At 65.4% G+C, this 24909-nt stretch carries 27 protein-coding genes; 12 read left to right on the top strand and 15 right to left on the bottom strand.

The annotated features are described in order from the left end of the window. The first annotated feature begins 28 nt into the window (after window positions 1–28). The 5 genes from I6F16_RS24675 to I6F16_RS24655 all read left to right on the top strand — a co-directional run bounded on the left by I6F16_RS24675 (window position 29) and on the right by I6F16_RS24655 (window position 3419). On the top strand, window positions 29–607 hold the full coding sequence (locus I6F16_RS24675; protein ID WP_225142477.1) for an NAD(P)H-dependent oxidoreductase: 579 nt from the start codon (window positions 29–31) through the stop codon (window positions 605–607). A gap of 6 nt (window positions 608–613) precedes the next feature. Beyond that, complete coding sequence (gene pyrF / locus I6F16_RS24670) at window positions 614–1324, top strand: orotidine-5'-phosphate decarboxylase (protein ID WP_225113131.1); 711 nt, start codon at window positions 614–616, stop codon at window positions 1322–1324. 26 nt (window positions 1325–1350) lie between these two features. Further along, the gene (locus I6F16_RS24665) at window positions 1351–1662 is read left to right on the top strand and encodes a DUF1330 domain-containing protein (protein WP_036003256.1); all 312 of its coding nucleotides are present in this window, start codon (window positions 1351–1353) and stop codon (window positions 1660–1662) included. A 291-nt stretch (window positions 1663–1953) separates the two neighbouring features. Further along, a complete protein-coding gene (dapB, locus tag I6F16_RS24660) occupies window positions 1954–2769 on the top strand; it encodes a 4-hydroxy-tetrahydrodipicolinate reductase (protein WP_036003259.1) in 816 nt (271 codons plus the stop codon). 26 nt (window positions 2770–2795) lie between these two features. Then, entirely contained in the window at window positions 2796–3419 is a 624-nt protein-coding gene (locus I6F16_RS24655) for a 2,3-bisphosphoglycerate-dependent phosphoglycerate mutase (protein WP_036003261.1), read from the top strand. A gap of 151 nt (window positions 3420–3570) precedes the next feature. Here the strand turns inward: I6F16_RS24655 and I6F16_RS24650 are convergent, their stop codons facing one another. Both I6F16_RS24650 and I6F16_RS24645 read right to left on the bottom strand, forming a co-directional pair. Beyond that, the gene (locus I6F16_RS24650; RefSeq protein WP_036024351.1) at window positions 3571–4467 is read right to left on the bottom strand and encodes a bifunctional helix-turn-helix domain-containing protein/methylated-DNA--[protein]-cysteine S-methyltransferase; all 897 of its coding nucleotides are present in this window, start codon (window positions 4465–4467) and stop codon (window positions 3571–3573) included. A 54-nt stretch (window positions 4468–4521) separates the two neighbouring features. After that, window positions 4522–5055 (bottom strand): DUF2244 domain-containing protein, encoded by a 534-nt coding sequence (locus I6F16_RS24645; protein ID WP_225174071.1) that lies wholly within the window; start codon window positions 5053–5055, stop codon window positions 4522–4524. Between the two features lie 22 nt (window positions 5056–5077). Here I6F16_RS24645 and nth point away from each other — a divergent pair, with 22 nt between their 5' ends. Further along, complete coding sequence (gene nth, locus I6F16_RS24640) at window positions 5078–5830, top strand: endonuclease III (protein WP_225174070.1); 753 nt, start codon at window positions 5078–5080, stop codon at window positions 5828–5830. A 21-nt stretch (window positions 5831–5851) separates the two neighbouring features. Here nth and I6F16_RS24635 read toward each other — a convergent pair whose 3' ends face one another. The 3 genes from I6F16_RS24635 to I6F16_RS24625 all read right to left on the bottom strand — a co-directional run bounded on the left by I6F16_RS24635 (window position 5852) and on the right by I6F16_RS24625 (window position 9751). After that, window positions 5852–6592: a sulfate transporter family protein gene (locus I6F16_RS24635; RefSeq protein WP_225148381.1), complete on the bottom strand. Its 741-nt coding sequence runs from the start codon at window positions 6590–6592 to the stop codon at window positions 5852–5854. A gap of 137 nt (window positions 6593–6729) precedes the next feature. Then, the gene (gene nikR / locus I6F16_RS24630; RefSeq protein WP_225174069.1) at window positions 6730–7176 is read right to left on the bottom strand and encodes a nickel-responsive transcriptional regulator NikR; all 447 of its coding nucleotides are present in this window, start codon (window positions 7174–7176) and stop codon (window positions 6730–6732) included. A 124-nt stretch (window positions 7177–7300) separates the two neighbouring features. Continuing rightward, complete coding sequence (locus I6F16_RS24625) at window positions 7301–9751, bottom strand: heavy metal translocating P-type ATPase (protein WP_225174068.1); 2451 nt, start codon at window positions 9749–9751, stop codon at window positions 7301–7303. A gap of 63 nt (window positions 9752–9814) precedes the next feature. Between I6F16_RS24625 and I6F16_RS24620 the strand changes: the two genes are divergently transcribed. Then, window positions 9815–10090 carry a metal-sensitive transcriptional regulator gene (locus I6F16_RS24620; RefSeq protein WP_036003300.1) on the top strand — a complete coding sequence of 92 codons (276 nt, stop codon included), beginning with the start codon at window positions 9815–9817 and terminating at the stop codon, window positions 10088–10090. A gap of 153 nt (window positions 10091–10243) precedes the next feature. Here I6F16_RS24620 and I6F16_RS24615 read toward each other — a convergent pair whose 3' ends face one another. Continuing rightward, the gene (locus I6F16_RS24615) at window positions 10244–11209 is read right to left on the bottom strand and encodes a YiiX/YebB-like N1pC/P60 family cysteine hydrolase (protein WP_057030555.1); all 966 of its coding nucleotides are present in this window, start codon (window positions 11207–11209) and stop codon (window positions 10244–10246) included. Between the two features lie 189 nt (window positions 11210–11398). On the opposite strand from I6F16_RS24615, the gene I6F16_RS24610 reads away from it, so the two are divergent. Continuing rightward, on the top strand, window positions 11399–12787 hold the full coding sequence (locus tag I6F16_RS24610) for an NAD(P)/FAD-dependent oxidoreductase (RefSeq protein ID WP_225114663.1): 1389 nt from the start codon (window positions 11399–11401) through the stop codon (window positions 12785–12787). Here I6F16_RS24610 and I6F16_RS24605 read toward each other — a convergent pair whose 3' ends face one another. From I6F16_RS24605 to rpmI, 5 genes are all read right to left on the bottom strand, one after another. Then, the gene (locus I6F16_RS24605; protein ID WP_225114664.1) at window positions 12788–13558 is read right to left on the bottom strand and encodes a sulfite exporter TauE/SafE family protein; all 771 of its coding nucleotides are present in this window, start codon (window positions 13556–13558) and stop codon (window positions 12788–12790) included. Then, window positions 13555–15963: a phenylalanine--tRNA ligase subunit beta gene (pheT, locus tag I6F16_RS24600; RefSeq protein WP_225174067.1), complete on the bottom strand. Its 2409-nt coding sequence runs from the start codon at window positions 15961–15963 to the stop codon at window positions 13555–13557. Before pheT ends, I6F16_RS24605 begins: the two co-directional genes overlap by 4 nt. Then, window positions 15960–17042 carry a phenylalanine--tRNA ligase subunit alpha gene (gene pheS, locus I6F16_RS24595; RefSeq protein WP_057030559.1) on the bottom strand — a complete coding sequence of 361 codons (1083 nt, stop codon included), beginning with the start codon at window positions 17040–17042 and terminating at the stop codon, window positions 15960–15962. Before pheS ends, pheT begins: the two co-directional genes overlap by 4 nt. A 214-nt stretch (window positions 17043–17256) precedes the next feature. After that, window positions 17257–17616, bottom strand: coding sequence for a 50S ribosomal protein L20 (gene rplT, locus I6F16_RS24590; protein ID WP_027550107.1), 360 nt, complete (start codon window positions 17614–17616; stop codon window positions 17257–17259). Between the two features lie 79 nt (window positions 17617–17695). Beyond that, window positions 17696–17896, bottom strand: a complete 201-nt coding sequence (gene rpmI, locus I6F16_RS24585; protein ID WP_008539890.1) for a 50S ribosomal protein L35 — start codon at window positions 17894–17896, stop codon at window positions 17696–17698. 275 nt (window positions 17897–18171) lie between these two features. Here rpmI and I6F16_RS24580 point away from each other — a divergent pair, with 275 nt between their 5' ends. Beyond that, window positions 18172–18567: a hypothetical protein gene (locus I6F16_RS24580; RefSeq protein WP_036024380.1), complete on the top strand. Its 396-nt coding sequence runs from the start codon at window positions 18172–18174 to the stop codon at window positions 18565–18567. A 67-nt stretch (window positions 18568–18634) separates the two neighbouring features. On the opposite strand, the gene infC is transcribed toward I6F16_RS24580, so the two are convergent. Continuing rightward, window positions 18635–19174 carry a translation initiation factor IF-3 gene (gene infC, locus I6F16_RS24575; protein WP_074447655.1) on the bottom strand — a complete coding sequence of 180 codons (540 nt, stop codon included), beginning with the start codon at window positions 19172–19174 and terminating at the stop codon, window positions 18635–18637. A gap of 251 nt (window positions 19175–19425) precedes the next feature. Between infC and I6F16_RS24570 the strand changes: the two genes are divergently transcribed. Both I6F16_RS24570 and I6F16_RS24565 read left to right on the top strand, forming a co-directional pair. Continuing rightward, the gene (locus tag I6F16_RS24570) at window positions 19426–20214 is read left to right on the top strand and encodes an alpha/beta hydrolase (RefSeq protein ID WP_225114666.1); all 789 of its coding nucleotides are present in this window, start codon (window positions 19426–19428) and stop codon (window positions 20212–20214) included. 194 nt (window positions 20215–20408) lie between these two features. Continuing rightward, entirely contained in the window at window positions 20409–20876 is a 468-nt protein-coding gene (locus tag I6F16_RS24565; RefSeq protein WP_225114667.1) for a nuclear transport factor 2 family protein, read from the top strand. A 129-nt stretch (window positions 20877–21005) separates the two neighbouring features. Here the strand turns inward: I6F16_RS24565 and I6F16_RS24560 are convergent, their stop codons facing one another. From I6F16_RS24560 to I6F16_RS24550, 3 genes are all read right to left on the bottom strand, one after another. Next, window positions 21006–21803, bottom strand: coding sequence for an acyl-CoA thioesterase domain-containing protein (locus tag I6F16_RS24560; RefSeq protein WP_225174066.1), 798 nt, complete (start codon window positions 21801–21803; stop codon window positions 21006–21008). Window positions 21804–21984: 181 nt separating this feature from the next. Beyond that, window positions 21985–23160: a tRNA epoxyqueuosine(34) reductase QueG gene (gene queG, locus I6F16_RS24555; RefSeq protein WP_225114669.1), complete on the bottom strand. Its 1176-nt coding sequence runs from the start codon at window positions 23158–23160 to the stop codon at window positions 21985–21987. Then, window positions 23109–23801, bottom strand: a complete 693-nt coding sequence (locus I6F16_RS24550; protein ID WP_225114670.1) for a glutathione S-transferase family protein — start codon at window positions 23799–23801, stop codon at window positions 23109–23111. Before I6F16_RS24550 ends, queG begins: the two co-directional genes overlap by 52 nt. A gap of 169 nt (window positions 23802–23970) precedes the next feature. Here I6F16_RS24550 and I6F16_RS24545 point away from each other — a divergent pair, with 169 nt between their 5' ends. Further along, window positions 23971–24777 (top strand): undecaprenyl-diphosphate phosphatase, encoded by an 807-nt coding sequence (locus tag I6F16_RS24545; protein WP_036003355.1) that lies wholly within the window; start codon window positions 23971–23973, stop codon window positions 24775–24777. Window positions 24778–24909 lie beyond the last annotated feature (132 nt).

The following is a 24909-nucleotide window of genomic DNA, read 5'->3' as shown; positions in this document are numbered from 1 at the left end:
GCTCGTTTCGCCGAATGCATGAGATTGGATGCCAGCCCCCAAGATCCTGATCATTCCCGGCTCGCTGCGCACCGGCTCGCACAATGCGAAGCTGGCGGCTGTGGCTGCTTACGAATTCGTCCAGGCCGGCGTCGACGTCACCCGCATCTCGCTCGCCGATTTTCCGCTGCCGATCTATGACGGCGATCTCCAGGCCAAATCGGGCGTGCCCAAGCACGCGATCAATCTGAAGCGCATGATCGGCACGCATCACGGTGTCCTCATCGTCTCGCCCGAATACAACGCCTCGGTGCCGCCGCTCCTGAAGAACGCGATCGACTGGGTCAGCCGCGTGCACGAGCTGCACGAGGCGCGCGGAGAGGTGTTCCGCAACCGGGTCTTCGCGCTTGCCGGCGCGTCCCAGAGCCGGTTAGGTGCCGCCCGCGCGCTGCAGGCGCTGCGGCTGATCCTCTCCGCCTGCCACGCCAACGTGATTGCCAGCCAGCTCACGCTCGCCTTTGCCGACCAGGCCTATGACGACAGGGACAGGCTGAAGAACGAGAGCGATATCGCCGCGCTGAAGCAGCTGGTGACGCAGTTGATCGACGTTTCCCAACGCATGATGTGAGGTGACATGACGCCAGCCGAGATCGCCCCGAAGGACCGCCTGATCGTTGCGCTCGATCTGCCGAGCGTTGATGCCGCGGAGGCGATGATCGCGAAGCTCGGCGACAGCGTCACGTTCTACAAGATCGGCTATCAACTCGCTTATGCCGGCGGCCTGCCGCTGATCGGCAAGCTCGCTGATGCGGGCAAGAAGGTGTTCGCCGATCTCAAGATGCACGATATCGGCAACACCGTGACGCGCGGCGTGGAGAGCGTCGCCAAGCTGGGCGCGACCTTCGTCACCGTGCACGCCTATCCGCAGACCATGAAGGGCGCCGTCGAAGGCCGCGGCAGGGCCAGCCTGAAGATCCTCGCCGTGACGGTGCTGACGTCCTACGACGACGACGATTTGCATGCGGCCGGTTATCGGCTCAGCGTGTCGGAGCTGGTCGAGGCGCGTGCGCAGCAGGCGCAGGTGCTCGGTGTCGATGGCCTCGTGTCCTCGCCGGAGGAGGTGGGTAGCCTGCGCAAGATCGTCGGCCACCAGATGAGCCTCGTCACCCCCGGCATTCGTCCGGCGGGCGCCGCCAGCGGCGACCAGAAGCGCATCATGACGCCTAGCCGTGCGATCGCCGCCGGCGCGGATTATCTGGTCGTCGGGCGCCCGGTTGTGGAAGCCGCCGATCCCAAGGCGGTCGCGGACACCATCCACGCCGAGATCGCGCAAGCGCTCGGCTAACCCACTAAACAACAGGGAGAAGAACAATGGCAAAAGGCTACTGGATCGGGCGTGTCGACGTCAGCAATGACGAGGGCTATAAGCCCTACGCCATCGCCAACGGCCCGATCTTCAAGAAATGGGGCGGCCGCTTCGTCGTCCGCGCCGGCAAGTTCACCGCCGTCGAAGGCGCCAGCCGCAACCGCAACGTCGTGATCGAATTCCCTGACTACGAGACGGCGCTCGCCTGCTACAACTCGCCGGAATACCAGGCCAACATCAAGGTGCGCCAGCCGCACTCGATCGCCGACCTCATCGTCATCGAAGGCTACGACGGCCCGCAGCCGCAGGACGGCTGAGGCTCGATCCCGTCTTACCCTCCCTGGAGGGGCCTGGAGGGGAAGGGTCGATCGCGCGCAGCGCGAGCGGGGCGGGGTGATCTCTCCACCGGGCACTGTTCGTCGCGGAGAGACCGTCACCCCACCCCGTCACGCAATCTCGCTTTGCTCGATCGCGTGCCGACCCACGGGCGAGCTACGCTCGTTCCGGGCCCCTCCAGGGAAAAAGTAAGAGCGCCTGCGCCCCCCGATCGCCCCTCGGTTGCCGGAACTGCCTCCCCCCGCTACAACGGCCTCGAAGAGGATCACACCATGTCCGACATGCGCTTGATTGTTGCGGGAGCCGGCGGCCGGATGGGCCGGGCGCTGGTGCGGGCGATTGCTGAAAGCGAGGGCGCCGTGCTGGCCGGCGCGCTGGAGGCGCCGGGCTCCCAGCTGCTCGGCAAGGACGCCGGCGTGCTCGCCGGCCTGCCCGCCAACGGCATCAAGCTCTCCGCCGATCTCTGGGCGATGTGCAAGGAGGCCGACGGCATCCTCGATTTCACAGTGCCTGCGGCGACCATCGCCAACGTCGCGATCGCCGCCGAACGCGGCCTCGTGCACGTCATCGGCACGACCGGCCTGTCCGGCTCGGACAATGCCGTGATCAAGAGCGTCACCAATCGCGCCGTGGTGGTGCAGTCGGGCAATATGAGTCTCGGCGTAAATCTGCTCGCCGCCGTGGTCAGGCGCGTTGCCAAGGCGCTCGACCAGAGTTTTGATATCGAGATCGTCGAGACCCATCACCGCATGAAGGTCGATGCACCCTCGGGCACCGCGCTGATGCTGGGGCAGGCCGCAGCGAGCGGCCGCGGGGTTACTCTCGATGACCATTCCGAACGCGGCCGGGACGGCATCACCGGCGCCCGTCGGCCGGGCAATATCGGCTTCGCCTCCTTGCGCGGCGGCACCGTGGCCGGCGATCACAGCGTGACCTTCCTCGGCCCGTTCGAGCGCCTGACGCTGTCGCATCAGGCCGAGGACCGCATGCTGTTCGCCCATGGTGCGCTCAAGGCGGCGCTGTGGGCGCACGGCAAGAAGCCGGGGCACTACACCATGGCCGACGTGCTCGGCCTCGACGATATCTGATCCAATCAAGCAACGGAAAGCAGTCAATGAGCGAACGCCTTCTCGTGCTCGTGCGCCACGGCCAGAGCGAATGGAATCTGAAGAACCTGTTCACGGGCTGGAAAGACCCTGACCTCACCGAGCTCGGCGTGAAGGAAGCCAAAGAAGCCGGCCGCAAGCTGAAGGCACAGGGCCTGGTGTTCGACGTCGCCTACACCTCGGTGCTGACGCGCGCGCAGCACACGCTCGATCTCATCCTCGCTGAGCTCGGCCAGGAGGGTCTGCCGACTTCGAAGGACCTCGCGCTCAACGAGCGCGACTACGGTGATCTCTCCGGTCTCAACAAGGACGACGCCCGCAAGAAATGGGGCGAGGAGCAGGTGCTGATCTGGCGCCGCTCCTACGACGTGCCGCCGCCCGGCGGCGAAAGCCTGAAGGACACGCTCGCGCGCGCGTTGCCGTACTACGTGCAGGAGATCCTGCCCGGTGTGCTCAACGGCAAGCGCACGCTGGTTGCCGCCCACGGCAACTCGCTGCGCGCACTGATCATGGTGCTGGAGAAGCTCTCGCCCGAAGGCATTTTGAAGCGCGAGCTCGCCACCGGCGTGCCGATCATCTACCGCCTCAACGCGGATTCGACCGTGGCGTCGAAACTGGATCTGGCGGGGTAGACTTTGCCGCAAGCGCGGTGCCGTAGGGTGGGTTAGACGGCGACTGCGCAAAGCGCAGTCGCTGGCGTAACCCACCACTTCTGTTCTGCGGAAACCAGAGAGGTGGGTTACGCTGCGCTAACCCACCCTACGAAATCCTACTGCATCTTGCCTACTGCAGCCCCAGCTGCCCGGCCTCCCAGCCCAGCATCGCCTGCTTGCGGGTGATGCCCCAATGATAGCCGGTGAGCGTGCCACTCTTGCCGAGTGCGCGATGGCAGGGCACGACGAACGAGACCGGGTTCTTGCCGACGGCGGCACCGACGGCGCGTGAAGCCTTGGGATTCCTGATGTTGCAGGCGATGTCGGAATAGGACACTGCGCGGCCCATCGGAATCTTCAAGAGCGTCTCCCACACCCGCACCTCGAAATCGGTGCCGATCAGCACGACGCGAAGCGGCTGGTCCGGACGCCACAGTTTTGGATCGAAGATACGCGCTGCGAGCGGCGCGGTGCCTTCGTGATCTTCCACATAGGTGGCGTTCGGCCAGCGCCGCGTCATGTCGGCGAGCGCGATCTTCTCCTCGCCGTGATCGGCGAAGGCGAGGCCCGACAGGCCGCGGTCGGTGGCGATCACGATCGCTGTGCCGAACGGCGAGGAATGGAAGCCGTAGCGCAGGGTGAGGCCGGCACCGCCGTTCTTCCATTCGCCCGGCGACATCGCTTCATGGGTGACGAAGAGGTCGTGCAGCCGGCCCGGCCCGGACAGGCCGGAGTCGAGCGCCGCGTCAAGGATGCTGGCGGAATCCCTGAGCAGGTTCTTGGCGTGGTCGAGGGTGAGTGCCTGCATGAAAGCCTTCGGCGTGATCGAAGCCCAGCGGCGGAACAGATGGTGCAGCTCATCCGGCGTGACGCCAGCGGCATCCGCCATCGCCTCGATGGTCGGTTGCGCGCGCCAGTTCGCCGAGATGAAGGCGATCGCCCGCCGCACCGAATCATAGTCGCGCAACGCGGCGTTCTGGGTGCCCGGCCTGGCCAGGCGCTGGTCATGTATCGCAAGGGTCATCATGACCGGAAATGTAGGGGAGGGACTGGCGCGAAACCACCCGATTTCCGACTGTGCTCAGGTCGCCGGATGATAGGTCGGGCCACGCCGCGCGGCGTTGAGGGCCTCAACCAAAGCCTTGTAAAAGCTCGTCTTTTCTTCAGGCCCGAGAAAGCCTGCGATGAGCAGGCGGCGGCCGCGAGAGATCAGATAAAGGTGCTCGATGCCGTATTCCTCATCGACCTCCTGGTCGAGCCGGACCCAGAGCGGATTGAAGGTCCATTCGGCAACCTGGCCACGATGGCTGACGCGCCGCACCCGCAATTCCGACGGCGTCACCACGATTTCCTCGCTGGCCCGTGCCGCGCGAAAATTGACCTTGAAGGCCCACCAGATCACGAGCACGTCGAGACCGAAGAAGCCGAACACCGGCCAGGCGCCCATCATCAGGAAAGCGAGGCCCGTGACGAAGCCGACGGCGCTCAGGAACAGCATCACGGCGAGAAAGCCGGTGCGGTTCAGCGAGCGGTGCGGCGTCAGCAGCGCGGAGAAGATCTGAGGCTCATCCTCGCTCTCAGATCGCGATCGCGCAATTTCGTTGCCTGTGCTCATCGTCCATCAGTATATCCCGATCATGGCGAAAATCACCCGCAAGCCGGTCCCGCGCAAAGCGGCGGTGCCGAAGAAAATGGCAAGACCGGCCGCGACCAAGCCGAAGGCGCCCGCGAAGAAATCACTTAAAGCCACAAGACCGTGGACGCCGGCCGAGGTCCACGAAGTCTTCAGCCGTTTCCGCAAGGCCAATCCGGAGCCCAAGGGCGAGCTCGAGCACGTCAACCCGTTCACGCTGCTGGTCGCGGTGGTGCTGTCGGCACAGGCGACCGATGCCGGCGTCAACAAGGCGACGCGTGCGCTGTTCGAGGTTGCCGACACCCCGCAGAAGATGCTCGATCTCGGCGAGGAGCGCTTGCGCGAGTACATCAAGACGATCGGCCTCTACCGCACCAAGGCCAGGAACGTGATCTCGCTGTCGGCCAAGCTGCTCAGTGAATTCGGCGGCGAGGTGCCGCGCACGCGGGCCGAGATCGAGTCGTTGCCCGGCGCAGGTCGCAAGACCGCCAACGTCGTGCTCAACATGGCCTTCGGCGAGCACACGATGGCAGTCGACACCCACGTCTTCCGCGTCGGCAATCGCACGGGCCTAGCGCCCGGCAAGACGCCGCTCGAGGTCGAGCTCGGCCTCGAAAAAGTGATCCCGGCCGAGTTCATGCTGCACGCGCATCATTGGCTGATCCTGCACGGCCGTTATACGTGCATCGCGCGCAAGCCACGCTGCGAAGTCTGCCTGATCAACGATCTCTGCCGCTGGCCGGAGAAGACGGTGTGAGGCAGCGCTGCCTCGGCGCCGCTATCGCACCTGCCGCGCCGGCTCGATCAACTCGGGCCGCGGGCCTGACAGGCGCTTGTGCATGTGGACCATGAAGGCCATGCCGAAGATCGGCGTCGCCAGATTGACGATCGGGATCGAGACGAAGGCGGCGATGAACAGGCCGGCGGTGAAGATGGTCGCGGCATTGTCGCGCCGCATCGCCTTGGCCTCCTCCGGCGGGCGGAAGCGCATCGCGGCGAGCTCGAAATATTCGCGGCCAAGCAGCCAGGCGGCGGCGAGGAAGAAGATCAGGAAACCGGCGCCGGCGAACAGCACCAGCGGCAGAGCGGCGAGATAGACCAGGATGGCCACGAGCGCGGTCTTGATGCCCTCGAGCATCGCCCGGCTGAACGGCAGTGCCGCGCCCGGCCGCTCGGCCGGATAATGCTCGCGCTCGACGATGTCGGCGACGTCGTCGACGAACAGGCTCGCCACCAGCGAGGTGATCGCCGGCATCAGGAAGATGCCGCCGAACACGACGCCGAGACCCGTCACGATCGAGACGATCCAGGAGAGAACCTCGATCGAAGAATGCCAGCCCGGCCCGAGCAGGCCTTCCAGCCACACCTCGCCGGAGGTCGCAAACCAGCTGAGCAGCCGCTGCAAGCCGATCGCCAGCACGGTGATCAGCACCAACGCGAGCCCGATCGACCGCCACAGGATCGAGCGCATCGGCGGCGAGATCAATTGCGACAGCGCCTTAATGGCGGCATCCAGCATGGGGGACCCTCTGAGGTAGACACTGCGCGAGAGGTAGACACCGGATGCGGCTTCGGCAAGGGCGGTGGGCCGTCTCCCCTTGTCGGTGAAGGTGGCGCGATTTCTTCTTTACCCTCCCCTGGAGGGTAAGATTCAGCCTAATCGTGCCTATGCCCATGCTTGCGCGCCTTCGCCGGCTTGCCATCCCCGGTCGGGATCATCACCACGCGGCCGTAGCGTACGCCGCGTTCGGCGATGATGTGGTCGGCGAAATGCCTGACCTCGGAGGCCGCGCCGCGCAGCGCCGTCATCTCCATGCAATTGTTGTCGTCGAGGTGGACATGCAGCGTCGCCAGCGCGAGGTCGTGGTGGCCGTGGAATTCCTGCACCAGCCGTTTCGACAGATCGCGCGCTGCGTGGTCATAGACGTAGATGAGGCCGGCAACGCATTGGCCGGTTTGCGCGGTGTCCTCGGCGCTCCGCTGCAGGCCGGCGCGCGCGAGGTCGCGGATGATCTCGGAGCGGTTCTGGTAACCGCGCGCTTCGGCCGCGGCGTCGATCTCCGCCAGGAGATCGTCCTCGATCGTGATGGTAATCCGCTGCATCAGATGCTCCCGCTTATGTCCTCTGAACCGTAGCCCGGATGGAGCGAAGCGCAATCCGGGACGGTGCAATATGCGGCAGGACCCCCGGATTTCGCTTACGCTCCATCCGGGCTACACAGCGTCCTTACAGCCGCGTCGCACGCAGCCGCAGCGCGTTGCCGACCACGCTCACCGAGGACAGCGCCATCGCCGCCGCGGCGATGATCGGGGAGAGCAACAGACCGAACGCCGGATAGAGAACGCCGGCGGCGATCGGAATCCCGGCGGCGTTGTAGATGAAGGCGAAGAACAGGTTCTGCCGGATGTTGCTCATCGTCGCCTGCGACAGTTTTCGCGCGCGGACGATGCCGACGAGGTCGCCCTTGAGCAGCGTCACGCCGGCGCTCTCCATCGCCACGTCGGTGCCGGTGCCCATGGCGATGCCGACCTCGGCCGCCGCCAGCGCCGGCGCGTCGTTGACGCCGTCGCCGGCCATGGCGACGCTGCGGCCGGCCTTCTGCAGCTTGGTCACTACCGCGCTCTTCTGGTCCGGCAGCACTTCGGCCTCGACCTCGGCGATGCCGAGCCGGCGCGCCACGGCCTCGGCCGTGGTGCGGTTGTCTCCGGTCAGCATGATCACCTTGATGCCTTCCGCCGCTAGCGCCTTCAGCGCCTCCGGCGTCGAGGCCTTGACCGGATCTGCGATCGCAAACAGGCCGGCAAGCCGGCCGTCGACGGCCATGTTGATCACGGTGGCGCCGTCACCGCGCAGCCGCTCGGCTTCGGCGGCGAGCGAATGGGTGTCGACGCCGATCGACGACAGATATCTGGCATTGCCGAGCACGATGGTCTTGCCGTCGACCTTGCCCGTCGCGCCCTTGCCCGTCGGCGAGTCGAACTGCTCGACCTGGCCGAGGGTGAGCTGCTTTTCCTTGGCCGCGCGCACGATGGCGTCGGCCAGCGGATGCTCGCTGGCGCGCTCGACGGTGGCCGCCAGCCGGAGGATGTCTTCTTCCGCGAAGCCGGACGCCGGCGCGATCGTCACCACCTTGGGCTTGCCCTCGGTCAGCGTGCCTGTTTTGTCGACCACGAGCGTGTCGATCTTCTCCATACGCTCCAGCGCCTCGGCGTTCTTGATGAGCACACCGCCTTGCGCGCCGCGGCCGACGCCGACCATGATCGACATCGGCGTCGCGAGGCCGAGCGCGCAGGGACATGCGATGATCAGCACGCTGACAGCCGCGACCAGGCCGAAGGCCAGCCGCGGCTCCGGTCCGAACCAGGCCCAGGCACCGAAGGCGGCGAGGGCAACGACGATCACGGCCGGCACGAACCAGCCGGAGACCTGGTCAGCCAGGCGCTGGATCGGGGCGCGCGAGCGCTGCGCGTCCGCGACCATCTGCACGATCTGCGACAGCAGCGTCTCGCGCCCGACCTTGTCGGCACGCATGATGAAGCTGCCGGACTGGTTCAGCGTGCCGGCGATGACCTTTGCGCCGGTCTCCTTGGTGACCGGCATGGATTCGCCCGTTACCAGCGATTCATCGAGCGACGAGCGGCCTTCGAGGATGATGCCGTCGACCGGCACCTTCTCGCCGGGACGGACGCGCAGGCGATCGCCGGCGTGCAGCGTGTCGATCTCGACCTCGTGCTCGCTGCCGTCGGCGTCGACGCGGCGCGCGGTCTTCGGCGCGAGCTGCAGCAGCGCCTTGATTGCGCCCGAGGTCGCATCGCGAGCGCGCAGCTCCAGCACCTGGCCGAGCAGCACCAGGACGGTGATGACGGCGGCCGCCTCGAAATAGACCGCGACCGCGCCCTCATGGCCGCGGAAGGTGGCGGGGAAGATCTGCGGCGTGACCGTGCCGAGCACGCTGTAGACATAGGCAACGCCCGTACCCATCGCGATCAGCGTAAACATGTTGAGATTGCGCGTCAGCAGCGACTGCCAGCCGCGGACGAAGAACGGCCAGCCGGCCCACAGCACCACGGGTGTTGCGAAGATGAGCTGGATCCAGTTCGACAGGGTCGGATCGATCCAGCTGTGGGGGCCCGCGAGGTGGCCGCCCATCTCCAGCGCGATCGGCGGCAGCGACAGCACGCCGCCGATCCAGAACCGTCGCGTCATGTCGGCGAGCTCGGGATTGGGGCCGGTCTCAAGGCTTGCGACCTCAGGCTCCAGCGCCATGCCGCAGATCGGGCACGTGCCCGGACCGACTTGGCGGATCTGCGGGTGCATCGGACAGGTGTAGATCGTGCCCGCGGGCATCTCCGGTTCGGGCACCTTGTCCTTGGCAAGATACTTAGCGGGATCGGCGGCGAACTTGGTGCGGCAGCCGGACGAGCAGAAATGGAAGGTCTCGCCGTGATGTGTGATGCGATGCTTCGAGGTCGCGGGATCGACCATCATGCCGCAGACGGGATCTTTGACCTTGGTTGCGGCGTCGCCGTGATGATGGTCGTGGCCGGCGTGATCGCCGTGGCCGCCGCAGCACGAGGTAGCCTCGGGCTTCGCCGCCGGCGCTGCAGCTTTCGTGGAACAGCCGCATCCGGAATGCGTTCCCGCGCTGTGACGATGCTCGTGCTCGTTGTTGTTCATTGCCATGTTCCGGCCTTTGCGCTTGCTCTTGAAACCTATACCCGGTAGGGGTATATAGACCCCATGCGCAAGGACATCAAGGCATCCGTCGGAAAACGCCTCGGCCGGATCGAGGGCCAGGTTCGTGGCCTCTCGAGAATGGTAGAGGAAGACCGCTACTGCATCGACATCGTGACGCAAATCGCGGCGGTGCGCGCCGCGTTGCGCCGGGTCGAGGAAGAGGTTTTGAAGGATCACGTCGCCCATTGCGTCGAACACGCCATCGCGAGCGGCGACAAGGCCGACCAGCGCGCCAAGATCGCGGAGCTGATGGCGGTGATCGGACGGGCGGATCGGTAGCGCGCGCTCTCTCCACCGTCGTTGCTTCGCTGCGCTCGTGGCGAAGTCTCGTAGGGTGAGCAAAGCGGAGCGTGCCCACCATCGATCAGTGATCGCGCCAGAAAGTGGGCAAGGCGCTTTGCGCCTTTGCCCACCCTACGAGACCGTGCGAACCTAAGCCGTCATCTCCCGCGCCCGCGCGCGATACATCGCGAGCTCGCTCAGTTGTACAAAATGCTCGGAGAAAGCCACGCTGGCTCGCGCAGGCGGCGCGCTCACTTCTTGAGCCGGAATTTCACCCGACGTCGCTTCGTCAGCCGCTTCAGGAGCGAGCGGCGGCGCCACGAGCGCTTCTGGAAACACACTGAATGAGCCCGCCACCTCCTCGAGCGGCTTCTGCTTGTCTGCCCAGTGCAAGGCGGTGTAGTCGAACCCGTGCACGATGGTGGGTTTGACGACTTCGAAATAGGGCGAGATGTCGAAGTCGCGGGGCATGTAGAGCGAGGAATCGCGGATGTGCAGGATCTCGCGCCGTGCGGCGCGGCTGCCGGCCTTGGTGATCTTCGGCAGGATCGGGTAGCGCACGGCGTCGAAGGCCTGCGCGATCAGCGCCGAGCAGATGATCTTGGTCGGGTCGCCCGAGCCGATCGCGATCATGCGTCGGCGCCAGCGCTGCGGTATCGGCAGCGGGAACAGATAGCGCATGAGGTCGACGATGTTCTTGGTGTCGTAGCCGAAGCCGATGCGGTTGATCGCATAGCGGCACACCGTGGTGCGATCCTCATAGGACAGCCCGACCGGACGGCAGACGCGGGTGTGATAGGGGAAATATTTCGACAGCGGCGCCGAGGTGACGCCCTCGCCGATATTGGCCTCGATCAGAACATGCGGCTCGCCATTGGGCTCCTCTGCCCCATCGATCGGACCGACATAGAGCGCGGCGTGCGACCAGGTCGACTGCGTCAGGTATTTGATGATGCCGGAGATGCGGTTGTTGCCCTCGACCAACAGCACGTCGCCGGGCTCGATGATGCCGCGCAGATGCTCGGGGTCGCTCGGCGTGAACGGCTCATAGCCCGGCACCTCCTTTGAGAGGTACGCGGCAATCACCTTGCCGACAGAATCCAGGACCGTCCCCATCTCAACCCCCCACGGCCTTTTCCGGCCGTCTTTTTCCCTTCTCTATCATGGTCGAAACGTGTTGCAATTCGGTTCATCACTCTGTGAGATCAAGCATGGTTGATTCACCATCCTGGTTGCTGCGCAACATCGGATACGGCAAGGTTCGCGGGCTGTTCACGTTCGCCGCAAGTCCCCGGAAACCATGACATGACAATCACGCGCCGCGGCTTTCTTTCGGCGTCGGCGGCCCTTGCGGCGATGCCGGTGCTGCGCGCATCGGCCGCGCCCCTGCCGCGCGAGGCTGACATCGTCGTGATTGGCGCGGGGGCGGCGGGAATTGCCGCGGCGCGGCGCATCATCGCGACGGGCCGCAAGGTCATCGTGGTGGAGGCGGCCGCGCAGGTCGGCGGCCGCTGCATCACCGACAGCACCACTTTCGACACGCCATTCGACCGCGGCGCGCGCTGGATGTACAATCCCGACACCAACCCGATGATCCGGCTGGCGCGCAGTGCCGGGCTGGACGTGCTGCCGGCGCCCTCGGGCCAGAAGATGCGCATCGGCCGCCGCAATGCCCGCGCGGGCGAGACCGAGCAGTTCCTGGCCGCCCTAGTGCGCGCCAACCGCGCCATCGACGAGGCCGGGCGGGGCAAGCTCGACACCTCCTGCGCATCGGTGATGCCGAAGGATCTCGGCGACTGGGCCGGCGCGGCCGAGTTCATGCTGGGCGCGAGCTTTGCCGGCAAGGACCTGAAGGAGCTCTCCGCGATCGACAAGGGACGCGCGCAGGACCGCAACGCGGCGATCGCCTGCCGCCAGGGTTTGGGCACACTGATCGCTAGGCTCGCCGAGCAGGCGCCGGTGGCGCTGTCGACGCCGGCGAGCCGCATCGCCTGGAGCAATCGCGACGTCAGCATCGAGACGCAAGCCGGCAAGATCGCGGCGCGCGCCGCCATCGTCACGGTCTCGACCAATGTGCTGACATCGGGCGCGATCAAGTTCGCGCCCGACATTCCCAAGCGGACGCTGGATGCGGCATCGAAGCTCAGCCTCGGTAGCTACGATCGCATCGTGCTGCAGCTGCCGGGCAATCCGCTCGGCCTGTCGCGCGACGACATCCTCATCGAGCAGAGCAACTCGACCCGCACGGCGCTGATGTTCGCCAATATCGGCGGCTCCTTGCTGTGCTCGATCGATGTCGGCGGCTCGTTCGGCCGCGATCTCGCCGAGCAGGGCGAGAAGGCGATGGTGGCTTTCGCCAGGGAATGGATCACGAAGCTGTTCGGCAGCGAGGCCGCTTCCGTGGTGCAGAAGACCAGCGCCACGCGCTGGAACGCCTCGCCTTACGTCATGGGCGCGATGTCGGCAGCCTCGCCGGGCGGCCAGCTGTCGCGAAGGACCCTGGCCGAGCCGATCGGCAATGTGTTCCTCGCCGGCGAAGCCACGCACGAGACGCTCTGGGGCACCGTCGACGGCGCCTGGGAAAGCGGCGAACGCGCCGCGGACGCCGCCTTGCGCAAGATCGGCGCGCTGAAGGACGAGCCGGCCGACGTGCCGACCCAGTCGACGAAGAAGCGGCGTGTGCCGCGGCAGTAGCTACCGCAACACCCCGTCCAACGCCGGGAGCCCGAAAATCACGGCCATCGCAATCAGCGCGTAGCAGATGCCGCGAAACACCTTCTCGCTGGCGCGGCCGAACAATGAGCTGCCGAACGCAACGCCAACCGCATAGACCGGGCCGACGATCAGCGACAGCACCAGCGATTCGCGGCTGATCAGGCCGGTCGCCGCGTAGCTGATCATCGAGAAGAAATCCGAGGCGCCGAAGAACAGCACGATATTGGCGCGCGCGACCATCGGCGCGATCGGGCGGCCGAGCCAGTAGCCGACGATCGGCGGGCCGCCGGTTTGCGCGAGCCCGCTGCAGAAGCCGGAGAGGCCGCCGATGCCCACCGACAGCCAGGCATGGTCCTTGCCGCGATAGCGCCAGCCCGACAGCAGCAGAAGGAGCAGCGCCGCTACGAAGCAGGAGATGATCCAGCGCGTGGTAACGGGTTCGAGCACGCTGAGGAAATAGGTGCCGATGGGTACGCCGATCAGCGCGCCCAGCACTATCACGGCCGTGGCCTTGCGATCGGCCTTCCGCCATGCATCCGGCAGCAGCGGCGCGGCTGCGACGAAATCGATGACGAGAAGCAGGGCAGCAACGAGCCGCGGTGCCGCGATGCTGCTCGCCAGCGGCATGAAGATCAGCGCCGAACCGAAGCCGGAGAAGCCGCGCGCTGTGCCCGAAACGAAAGCGACGGCGCAGAGCGCCGCCGCGATCGTGAGGCTGACGTCCTTCGGAAGGAAGTCAGCAGGACTCATCCGCGCAACGTGCCGCCGGTCTTCTTGGTGACCTCGGCCACGATCTTCGTGGCGACGGCCTCGATCTCCTGATCGGTCAGGGTTTTCTCGCGCGGCTGCAGCGTGATCGCGATCGCGATCGACTTCTTGCCGTCATCGATGCCCTTGCCTTCGTAGATATCGAAGACATTGACGCCGGTGATCAGCTTCTTGTCGACGCCTTGCGCCGCGCGAACGATGTCGCCGGCCTTGACGGCGCGGTCGACGATGAAAGCGAAGTCACGCGACACCGGCTGGAAGGCCGAGAGCTCGATCAAGGGCTTGGCGCGCGTCGGCTTCTTCTTCGCCTCGGGGATGCGGTCGAGGATCACCTCGAACACGACAAGCGGCCCGTCGGCGCCGAGCGCTTCGAGCGCTCTGGGGTGCACTTCGCCGAAATATCCGAGCACGTTCTGCGGCCCGATCTGGATCGTGCCGGAGCGGCCCGGATGCAGCCAGCCGGGACCACCCGCCACGATCTGCAGCGCCTGCATCGGCGCGCCGGCGGCCGCCAGCACCGCCAGCGCATCGGCCTTGGCGTCGAACACGTCGGCCTGCGCCGAGCCGGTCCAGTGCCGGCCGAGCCCTTCGGACGAAGCAAGGCCGCGGCGCACGCCACTCGCCGCCATGAACTGGTCCTGCGGGCGATCGCCCTTGAACACCTGGCCGACCTCGAACAGCGCGACATCGCCGAAGCCGCGATCGGCATTGGCCTGCGCCGCCGCGATCAGGCCGGCCAGCAGGGTCGGGCGCATGTCGGAGAGATCCGAGGCGATCGGGTTGGCAACCTCGAGCTCGCGCTGTCCGCCGCCGAACAATTCGGCCGCAGGCTTGGCGATGAACGACCAGGTCACGGCTTCGACCATGCCGCGGCTCGCGAGCGCGCGCCGCGCGCGGCGGGTGCGCAGCTGCAGCGGCGTCAGCACCGGCTTGCGCGGCTCGTCGCCGCGCTCGAACGGCGTCATCGGCACCTTGTCGACGCCGAAGATGCGGACGATCTCCTCGACGATGTCGGCCTTGCCGTGCACGTCGGAGCGCCACGAGGGCACTGCGACCTTTACCACCGGGCCGGGACCCGCCATTATGAAGCCGAGATGGGTCAGGATGCGCTTCATCTCAACCTGCGGCACCTCAATGCCAGACAGGCGCTTGACTTCGGTGATCGGGAATTCGATCAGGCGGTCGTCGCCAAAGGTCTTGCCGACCAGGACGGTTTCAGAGGGCGCGCCGCCGCACATCTCCATCACCAGCTTGGTCGCGAGCTCGATGCCGGGCACCATGAAGGCCGGATCGACGCCGCGTTCGAAGCGGTAGCGCGCGTCCGAATTGATGCCGAGCTTGCGGCCGGTCTGGGCGATGTTGATCTCGTTCCACAGCGCCGATTCGATCAGCACATCGGTCGTGTTCTCGTCGCAGCCCGATGCTTCGCCGCCCATGATGCCGGCGAGCGATTCGACGCCGTGCTCGTCCGCGATCACGCAAATGGCGGGATCGAGATTGTAGGTGCGGCCGTCGAGCGCCAGCAGGCTCTCGCCCTCGCGCGCGCGGCGCACGACGAGATTGCCCTTCACCTTCTTGGCGTCGAACACGTGCAGCGGGCGTGCGCGGTCGTAGGTCATGAAATTGGTGATGTCGACCAGCGCGTTGATCGGACGCAGCCCGATCGCGGTCAGCCGCTTCTGCAGCCATTCCGGCGACGGCTTGTTCTTGACGCCACGCACGAGGCGGAGCGCGAAGCCCGGGCAGAGCGTGGCATCCTCGACCGTGACCTTCACGGGGCAGGGGAATTCGCCTTTGATCGGCTTGATCGTGGGATCCTTGAACTTGCCCATGTCGGCGGCGGCGAGATCGCGCGCGATGCCGTGCACGCCGGTGCAGTCCTGCCGATTCGGCGTCAGATTGATCTCGATGACGGGATCTCCGAGGCCGGCCCATTCGGCATAGGCAGCACCGATTGGCGCGTCCGCCGGCAATTCCATGATGCCGTCATGATCGTTGGAGATCTGCAGCTCGGCCGCCGAGCACAGCATGCCGCGGCTCTCGACGCCGCGGATGGTGCCGACACCGAGCGTGATATCCTTGCCGGGAATGTAGGTGCCGGGCGGCGAGAACACGCTGACGAGCCCGGCGCGCGCATTCGGCGCGCCGCACACCACCTGCACCGGCGCACCACCGTCGCCGGTGTCGACCATGCAGACGCGCAGGCGATCCGCATTCGGATGCTGCTCGGCCGAGATCACCTTCGCAATGGTGAACGGCTTCAGCGCCTTCGCCTTGTCCTCGATGTTCTCGACCTCGAGTCCGATCATGGTGAGCTTGTCGGCGAGTTTTTCGAGCGGCTCGTCGGTCTCGAGATGATCCTTCAGCCAGGAGAGGGTGAATTTCACGTGCTGAGCCCTCCGGCAAGCGTTGGCACTTCGAGCGGCTTGAAGCCATAGTGGCTCAGCCAGCGGACGTCGCTGTCGAACAGCTGGCGCAAATCGGCGATGCCGTATTTCAGCATGGCGATGCGGTCGATGCCCATGCCCCAGGCGAAGCCCTGGTACTCGTCGGGATCGATGCCACAGGCGCGCAGCACGTTCGGATGCACCATGCCGCAGCCGAGAATCTCGAGCCAATCCTCGCCCTCGCCGAAGCGGATCTCGCCCTTGTCGCGGCGGCACTGGATGTCGACTTCGAGCGAAGGCTCGGTGAACGGGAAGAACGAGGGCCGGAAGCGCATGTTGATGTGGTCGACCTCGAAGAACGCCTTGCAGAACTCGTGCAGGATCCATTTGAGATGGCCGAGATGCGAGCTCTTGTCGATGACGAGGCCCTCGACCTGGTGGAATTGCGGCGTGTGGGTCGCGTCCGAATCGATGCGATAGGTGCGGCCCGGGCAGATCACGCGGATCGGCGGCTTCTGGCTCAGCATGGTGCGCACCTGCACCGGCGAGGTGTGGGTCCGCAGCAGCATGCGCGAGCCGTCCTGCTTCGGATGGAAGAAGAACGTGTCGTGCATTTCGCGCGCCGGATGGCCTTCCGGGAAATTCAGCTTGGTGAAGTTGTAATCGTCCGTCTCGATATCGGGGCCTTCGGCCACCGAGAATCCCATGTCGGCGAAGATGGTGGTGAGCTCGTCCCAGACCTGGCTCAGCGGATGGATGCGGCCGGCCTCAGCCGGCGCATCGCGCAGCGGCAGGGTCACGTCGACGGTCTCGGACGCCAGCCGCGCATCGAGCGCCGCCGACTTCAGCACGTCGCGCCGCGCAGCAAGCGCCTGGCTGACTTCGTCCTTGGCCTGGTTGATCGCCGCGCCTTGCGTCTTGCGCTCGTCCGGCGACATCTTGCCGAGCGTGGCGAGCAGCGCCGAGATCGAGCCCTTCTTGCCGAGGGCTGCAACACGCACGGCCTCGAGCGCGGCCTCGTCGGCAGCGGCGGCGATGTCGGCGATGATCTGGGCTTGGAGCTGGGCAAGATCGGTCATGGCAATCCCTTTTGGCCAGGATGCTGAGCCGATGATCCTAGCCCGTCACGCCCGGCCAAAAGCGCGAAGCGCATCTTCGCGTTAGATTCGCCGGGCATCCACGTCGGAGAAGTGTATGCGCGAGAGATGACGGCCGGGGCGATGAACGCGCGACACGCGCCTCTGCCCGGGCCATCACAAGCTGAACGCTGCGCAAGTCGCGCAGTGGGGCGGCTTACGCCGCCAGCGCGGCTTTGGCCTTCTCGGCGATCGCTTGGAACGCGGCGGGCTCGCGGATCGCGAGATCCGACAGCACCTTGCGGTCCACGGTGATGCCCGACTTGGCAAGGCCGTCGATAAATCGGCTGTAGGTCAGGCCGAACGGACGGACCGCGGCGTTGAGGCGCTGGATCCAGAGCGCGCGGAAGGTGCGCTTGCGACGCTTGCGGTCGCGGAAGGCGTATTGCTGGGCCTTTTCCACGGCCGGCTTGGCGGCGCGGATGGTGTTCTTGCGGCGGCCATAGAAGCCCTTGGCGGCCTTGTAGACTTTCTTGTGCTTGGCGTGGGCGGTCACACCGCGTTTGACGCGAGACATGACGAGATCCTTCAGAGATGACTTGGTTATCGGATCGCCGCGGGATGCGCGGCAGAGGTGGCAATGATCGTGGACCCGATCAGGCGTTCGGCAAGAAGTACTTCTTGACGTTGTCGCCGTCGGTCTTGAACAGCACGCGGGTGCCGCGGAGCTGACGGATCTGCTTCTTCGTCCGCTTGATCATGCCGTGACGCTTGCCGCGCTGGGCGTGCATCACTTTGCCGGTGGCAGTCACCTTGAAGCGCTTTTTAGCGCCCGATTTGGTCTTCAGCTTGGGCATTTGGCTCTCCTAATGGCCACAGAGATCCGCCCGCGAAGGCGGCTGGACCGTCAAAAATGCTCGTTAGAGCGTTGATTGTGCTCAAGTTTTGCGAACAGGCGCGAAACCCGCACGAGACACCGCCACGGCAGCCCGTAAATCAGCCGGGCGGTGAAGGCTGGGCTTATGACAGAGGAGAGGCCAATTGGCAACGATGAACCGCCGCAACCTGCCCGCCGACTATTGAACGCTGCCACCCCTCATGTCCAAGCCTTCTCGCCTGAAGCAGGTCCAAAATGGCTCATTTCCCGCAACTTCTGATTTCATTCGCCCGCCCGCGCCCTCTGGCGCTGTTCGCCGTGCTCGCCGCGGCTGCGCTGCCACAGGCGGCTGACGCCCGCGCCGGCGGCTATGACGGCATCTGGAACGTCACCTTCGCCACCACCCGCGGCAATTGCAGCTCGGGCTACAGCGTTCCCTTCACCGTGACCGGCACCCGCGTCTCCTCCGCCGGCGGCGGCCGGGTCTCGGGCCGGGTCAACCGTTCCGGCGCTGTCGCCGTGCAGGTCTCGGTCGGCGCCTCCCACGCCAGTGGCGGCGGCCGGCTCGCCGGCGTGAACGGCGCCGGGTCGTGGAAGGGAATTATCTCCGGCGACCAGTGCAGCGGAACCTGGCAGGCGACGAGGACCTGACACACAAAACGGCCCGCCGGGGATCCGGACGGGCCGTTGAATTCTCGAGGTCCTAAAGCGTTGCGCGTCAGCGCGGCGCCAGCACCATTACGACCTGGCGACCTTCGAACCGCGCGTCCTGCTCGACCTTGGCGAGCTCGGCGACGTCGGTCTTGATCTTGTCGAGCAGCTTGGTGCCGATCTCCTGGTGCGCCATTTCGCGGCCGCGATAGCGCAGCGTGATCTTGACCTTGTCGCCCTCTTCGAAGAAGCGCTGCATCGCGCGCATCTTCACGTCGTAATCGTGGTCGTCGATCATCGGACGGAGCTTGATCTCCTTGATCTCGACGGTCTTCTGCCGTTTGCGGGCTTCCGCGGCTTTCTTCTGAGCGGAATACTTATACTTCCCGTAGTCCATGATCTTGCAGACGGGAGGGCTGGTATTCGGCGAAATCTCGACCAGATCCATCCCGACTTCCTGCGCCATGCGGATGGCGACGACGGTCTCGACCGTACCTTTGTTGTCACCGGTCTGGTCGATCAGCTGGATCTGCGCATTGCGGATATCATCATTGATGCGCGGCCCGTCTTTGCTGGCAGCGGGCGGAGCTTTATTAGGACGGCGAATGGGTGGTTCTCCAAAGTTGTGAAAGAAGCGGCTATTTTGAAGGAAGATGCGTTTGCCGGCAAGCAAGTCGCTGGTGCGAGGCGCGAAAAACCCTCAAATGCGAGGCATTTTGGTCACGGCCCTCGGCACGCTGACCGACATAGACACCTTGCCTCTGTTCCGCAAGCGTCCCAAAGGACCAATACCGATGCCGGTCGTGCTTTCGGAACAGGTCCGGACAGCTCAAACCGCACAGCCAGAGTAAACGTTCCATGACCGACGCAATTCCCGATGCGGTGCTTGAGTTCATCGATGTGGGCGAGGGGCCGTCCGCACGCAGGATCGCGGTGCGCCGCCGTCCCGGAAAAGGCCCCGGCCTGGTCTGGCTGGGCGGATTCAAGTCGGACATGCAGGGCGGCAAGGCCGTGGCGCTGGATGCCTGGGCCCACGAGCGCGGCCGCGCAATCGTCCGGTTCGACTATTCCGGCCACGGCGAATCCAGCGGCGATTTCGCCATTGGGACGATCGGCAGCTGGCTCGAGGATAGCGTTGCGGTGTTCGAACGCTTCTGCGACGGCCCGCAAATCCTGATCGGCTCGTCGATGGGCGGCTGGATGGCGCTGCTGCTCGCCCGCGAGATCAGGAAGCGTGCCGGCAAAGCGTCGCTTGCAGGGCTCGTGCTGATCGCGCCGGCGCCCGATTTCACCGAAGAGCTGATGTGGAAGAATTTTTCGCCCGCAGTGAAGAAGGAAATCGAGACCAAGGGTTTCTGGCTGCGCCCGTCGGAATATGGCGACGGCTCGCCCTATCCGATCACGCGGAACCTGATCGAGGAGGGACGCAATCACCTCGTGCTGGGCAGCGCCATCGATCTCGGCTGCCCCGTCCGCATCCTGCAAGGCGCGAAGGACCCTGATGTGCCCTGGCAGCACGCGTTTGCGCTGACTCATCGCCTGCCGGCCGACGACGTCGTGCTGACCATGATCCAGGACGGCGATCACCGCCTCTCCCGCCCGCAGGACATCGCGCGCATTCTTGCGGCGGTGGCTGAGATCGGGTGATGTGTCATCTTCCTTCTCCCCTTGCGGGAGAAGGTGGCTTCGCGAAGCGAAGTCGGATGAGGGGTTCTCTCCACGGGCCCGAATGAGAGTTGGACTCGCGGAAGCAACCCCTCACCCGAACGAAATGCGCGTCAACGAGCGGAGCTGGCCTCTCCCGCAAGGGGAGAGGGCATAACAACTGGGAGGCAACGCCAATGACCACCACCGCCATGCTGCGCGCCTTCTGCGATGCCGTCGAGCAGCGCAACGGCGAAGCCTTCGCCCAGCTGTTCACCGAGGACGGCGTCTATCACGATGTCTTCTACGGCGCCTTCGCCGGCCGCGCGAAGATCGCCGCGATGATCGACGACTGGTTCTACCGCACGGCGACCGATTTCCGCTGGGACATGCATGATCCCGTCACCGACGGCACCACGCTCTATGCGCGCTACACCTTCAGCTATAGATCGACCCTGCCGGAAGCAAACGGCGCGCGGGCGATGTTCGAGGGCGTTGCGATCATGACGCTGAAGGGCGGCAGGATCGCGAGCTATCACGAGGTCGCCAACACCGCGCCGGCGTTCGTCGATTTGAACTTCGCCCCGGCGCGGATCGCGAAGATCGTCGCCAAGCAGGGTGCCGAACTGAAGGCGCGGCCAGAGATGCAGCGGCATTTGGACTAGGTCGTCATTCCGGGGCGCGCGAAGCGCGAACCCGGAATCCATTTCAACTCTTGGCCTGCGGCCCGATGGATTCCGGGTCTGCGCCTGACGGCGCATCCCGGAATGACGACCGGAGAGAGGCGCGCGCTCCTACCGCTTCGACGGATTCACCATCGGCTTGCGCTGCGCCAGCGCGGCCACCGTCGCGGTGCCGATCGGACCCTGTTCGTCATAGAGCCAGCATTCGCCGATCGCGACGCCGTCGGTGGCTTGGTGGTTCACCACCTCGAAGCCGATCCACTCTGTCACGGGCAGGCGGTGCAGATAGATCGTGACATCGCTGTTGATGTAGCCGAGCCCCTGGTCGCCGGCATTGGCAAACGGGCTCGCAAAATCGGCGCCGGTGGCGACGCGGACGAACGGCGTCATCGGGGTGCCCGCGACGAGCTCACGCACCTCGCTCATCCACAATCTGCGCGGGCCGAGCGAGCCCATATGGCCGACGATCGGGCGTGTCGCCCATTTGCCGTTCATGCCGAGCCTGGGATCGGCCGGCTTGGGGATCTCGGCCGGCTTCGGTGCGTCCCAGTTCGGCGGCGACCAGACATTGCCATCGGGATTTTGGGTCTTGCGCAGCAGCTGGCACGAGGCGCGCGCCATGCTGACCCCGCCGGAAAAGAACTCCGCTTCCACCACGCGGATGCGCATGCCGTCGCGCACCAGCCGCGTCGTCACTTCGATCGGCTTGTCGATGGTCGGCAGCCGGAACATGTCGACCGTGAGCCGCGCCGGCACGAATTCGGGCCCGGAATGGCGCTCCTCGATGACGAAGCCGAGCAGGCCGACGATGACGCGTCCGTGCAGCGATTTCGGATCCCATGGACCGTTGGCGACTTCCGTCGGATGGAATGTATCGCCGTCGCGGGTGAAGAAAGGCATGCTTGTCATGACGCGCGAGATTGCGGGAATGGGCGGGGAAATCAAGGGTGGTGAGAGCATGTGCCAGCCACAACACGAGTGTCATCGCCCGGCTTGACCGGGCGATCCAGTACTCCGCGGCAGTTGTGATTGAATCGATAGGCCGCGGCGTACTGGATTCCCCGCCTTCGCGGGGAATGACTACGGTGAGCTAGGAAGCGGCGCGCCACTCCTTGCGCACACTCTCGTCGTGCTCGTTACTGATCGCAGCACCCTTCATCGCCTCAAACTCTTCGCGCGCCAGCAACTGGCCCAGCGCCCACACCGCCGCGCCGCGCACCAGCGGACTTGCGTCATCCAACAATCGCCGCGCCGCCTCAGCCAGCGCCACCTCGCCTGAGTTGCCGATCGCAATCAGCACATTGCGCACGAACCGGTCGCGGCCGATGCGCTTCACCGGCGATTTCGTGAACAGCGCCCGGAATGCCGCGTCGTCCAGCCGTGCCAGCTCAGCGAGCGAGGGCGCGCGCAACTCGTCGCGCGCGGCGAGTTTTGCCTCACGCCCCTCTTGCGCAAACTTGTTCCAGGGGCAGGCGGCAAGGCAATCATCGCAGCCATAGATGCGGTTGCCGATGCTCTTGCGAAACTCGTGCGGGATCGGGCCCTTGTTCTCGATGGTGAGATAGGAGATGCAGCGCCGCGCATCGAGCTTGTAGGGCGCTGGAAACGCCGCGGTCGGGCAGATGTCGAGGCAGGCTCGGCACGAGCCGCAATGATCGATCTCGGGTTCGTCGCGCGGCAGCTCCAGCGTGGTGTAGATCGCGCCGAGAAGCAGCCACGAGCCGAACTCGCGCGAGACGAGATTGGTGTGCTTGCCCTGCCAGCCCAGATGCGCGGCCTGCGCCAGCGGCTTCTCCATCACCGCCGCGGTGTCGACGAACACCTTCACCTCGCTCGGCGCGGTCGCGACCAGCCAGCGCGCCAGCGCCTTCAGCCGCTTCTTGATGAGGTCGTGATAGTCGTCGCCTTGCGCATAGACCGAGATCGCCGCGCGCGTGCGCTGCTTCAGGATCGCGAGCGGATCGGTGTCGGGACCGTAATTGACGCCGAGCATGATCACGCTGCGCACATCGGCCCACAGCCCGCGCGGGTCGACGCGGCGCTCCGGCTGGTTCGCAAGCCAATCCATGTCGCCATGGCCGCCCGAGGCGATGAATTCGAGGAAGTGTTGTCCGGCTGCATCGATCGAGCCCGGCGCGGTGACGCCGATGCAGTCGAAGCCGAGCGCGTGCGCTTCGCGCGCCAGCGCCGCCTTCAGTTCAGTCGGGTCGCAGCTCAGAAATCCAGGTCCACATAGGTCCGCGACGCCGGCACGCCGGCCAGCCATTCGCTGAGGAGCGGACGGAACGACGGGCGGGATTTCACCCGCGCGTACCACGCCTTTGCTGCGTCGTCCTCGCTCCATGGCACGTCGCCCAGATAGTCGATCGCCGAAAGGTGCGCCGCGGCGGCGAGATCCGCGTAGGTGAGCCGGTCGCCGGCGAGGAAGTTGCGGGTCTGCGCCAGCCAGCCGATATAGGCCAGATGATAGCGCACATTGGCCTTCGCTGCGCGCATCACGTCGGCCGAAGGCGGCCCGCCGCCGTTCTCCTCGCTCATGAAGCGCTTGTAGATGCGCTCGGTGACGAGAGGATGCGAGACCTCCTCGAAGAACTTTTCGTTGAACCAGGCCATCAGCCGGCGCACCTCGACACGCTCGGCAAGCGTCTCCGGCATCAGGCGCTTGACGCCCATCCCGCCGCCATAGGCCTCGTCGACATATTCGGCGATGATGGCCGCGCCCGGAATCGGCGGCTGTTCGTCGTCCACCAGCACAGGCGTGGTGCCGGCCGCATTGAGCAGCAGAAACGCCTCGCGCCGCTCCCAGCTGCGCTCCTCGATCAGCTTCAGGTCGAGCCCGTATTCACCCGCGATCAGGCGAATGAAGCGCGAATGCGGACAGAACGGATGATGAAACAGCGTAAACATGAAGCCTTTGACTATGTGATGGTGCTTAAGAATCCATCAATGTTTGTGCGGCGCCACACTAGTCCTTCAAAACCTCGAAGCAAGGGCGTGATTTGGCATTTTGCGATTGCGGCACGGGGTCGAATAGGCGAGAAGAGCCCCGCTTTTCCAGCCGAAATGGACCGTAAATATGTCAGACGCTATACGGGCAGTGATCCTCGGCATCATCGAGGGCGTGACCGAGTTCCTTCCCGTATCCTCGACCGGCCACCTCCTGATCGCCGAGCGCTTCTTTCATCTCGGCGAAGGCGCGTTCTGGGATTCGTTTACGGTTCTGATCCAGCTGGGCGCGATTCTCGCGATCGTGGGGCTGTACTTCCGCAAGCTGTGGGACGTCGTGATCGGCCTGTTCACGGGCGATGCCTATGCTCGCCGCTTCGTGATCGGCGTGCTGGTCGCATTCCTGCCCGCTGTCATCGTCGGCCTCGTCGCCGGTAAGTACATCAAGCTCCTGCTGTTCAATCCGTGGGTCATCTGCTTCACACTGATCGTCGGCGGCGCCGTCCTGCTCTGGGTCGACAAGCTCGAGCTCAAGCCGCGCGAGTATGATGCCACCAGATTTCCGCTCTTGATGTATCTCTATATCGGCATCGCGCAGTGCGTGGCCATGATCCCGGGCGTGTCGCGCTCCGGCGCCAGCATCGTCGCCGCGATGTTGCTCGGAGCCGACAAGCGCGCGGCGGCGGAATTCTCGTTCTTTCTGGCGATCCCCACCATGATCGGCGCGTTCGCCTACGACTTCTACAAGAGCCGCGCCGAGATGACGATGGACCACATCAACATCGTCGCGATCGGCTTCGTGGTGTCGTTCATCACCGCGATCATCGTGGTGAAGACGTTTTTGACCTATGTCACCCGGCACGGTTTCCTGCTGTTCGCCTGGTGGCGCGTCATCGTCGGCACCCTCGGCCTGATCGCGCTGGCGCTGGGACGGTAGGCCCTGTGTCCGTAGCCCGGATGGAGCGCAGCGCATCCCGGTCCGTCATCACTTGGGGCACGATCCCGGAATACGCTGCGCTCCATCCGGGCTACGCTTTCAACGCAATATAAGCTTTTGATCGGTACTCAG

The sequence above is a fragment of the Bradyrhizobium sp. IC4060 genome, assembly GCF_020193715.1.
GTDB classification, from domain to species: Bacteria; Pseudomonadota; Alphaproteobacteria; order Rhizobiales; family Xanthobacteraceae; genus Bradyrhizobium; species Bradyrhizobium yuanmingense.
This window is presented reverse-complemented; position numbering and strand designations above follow the sequence as displayed.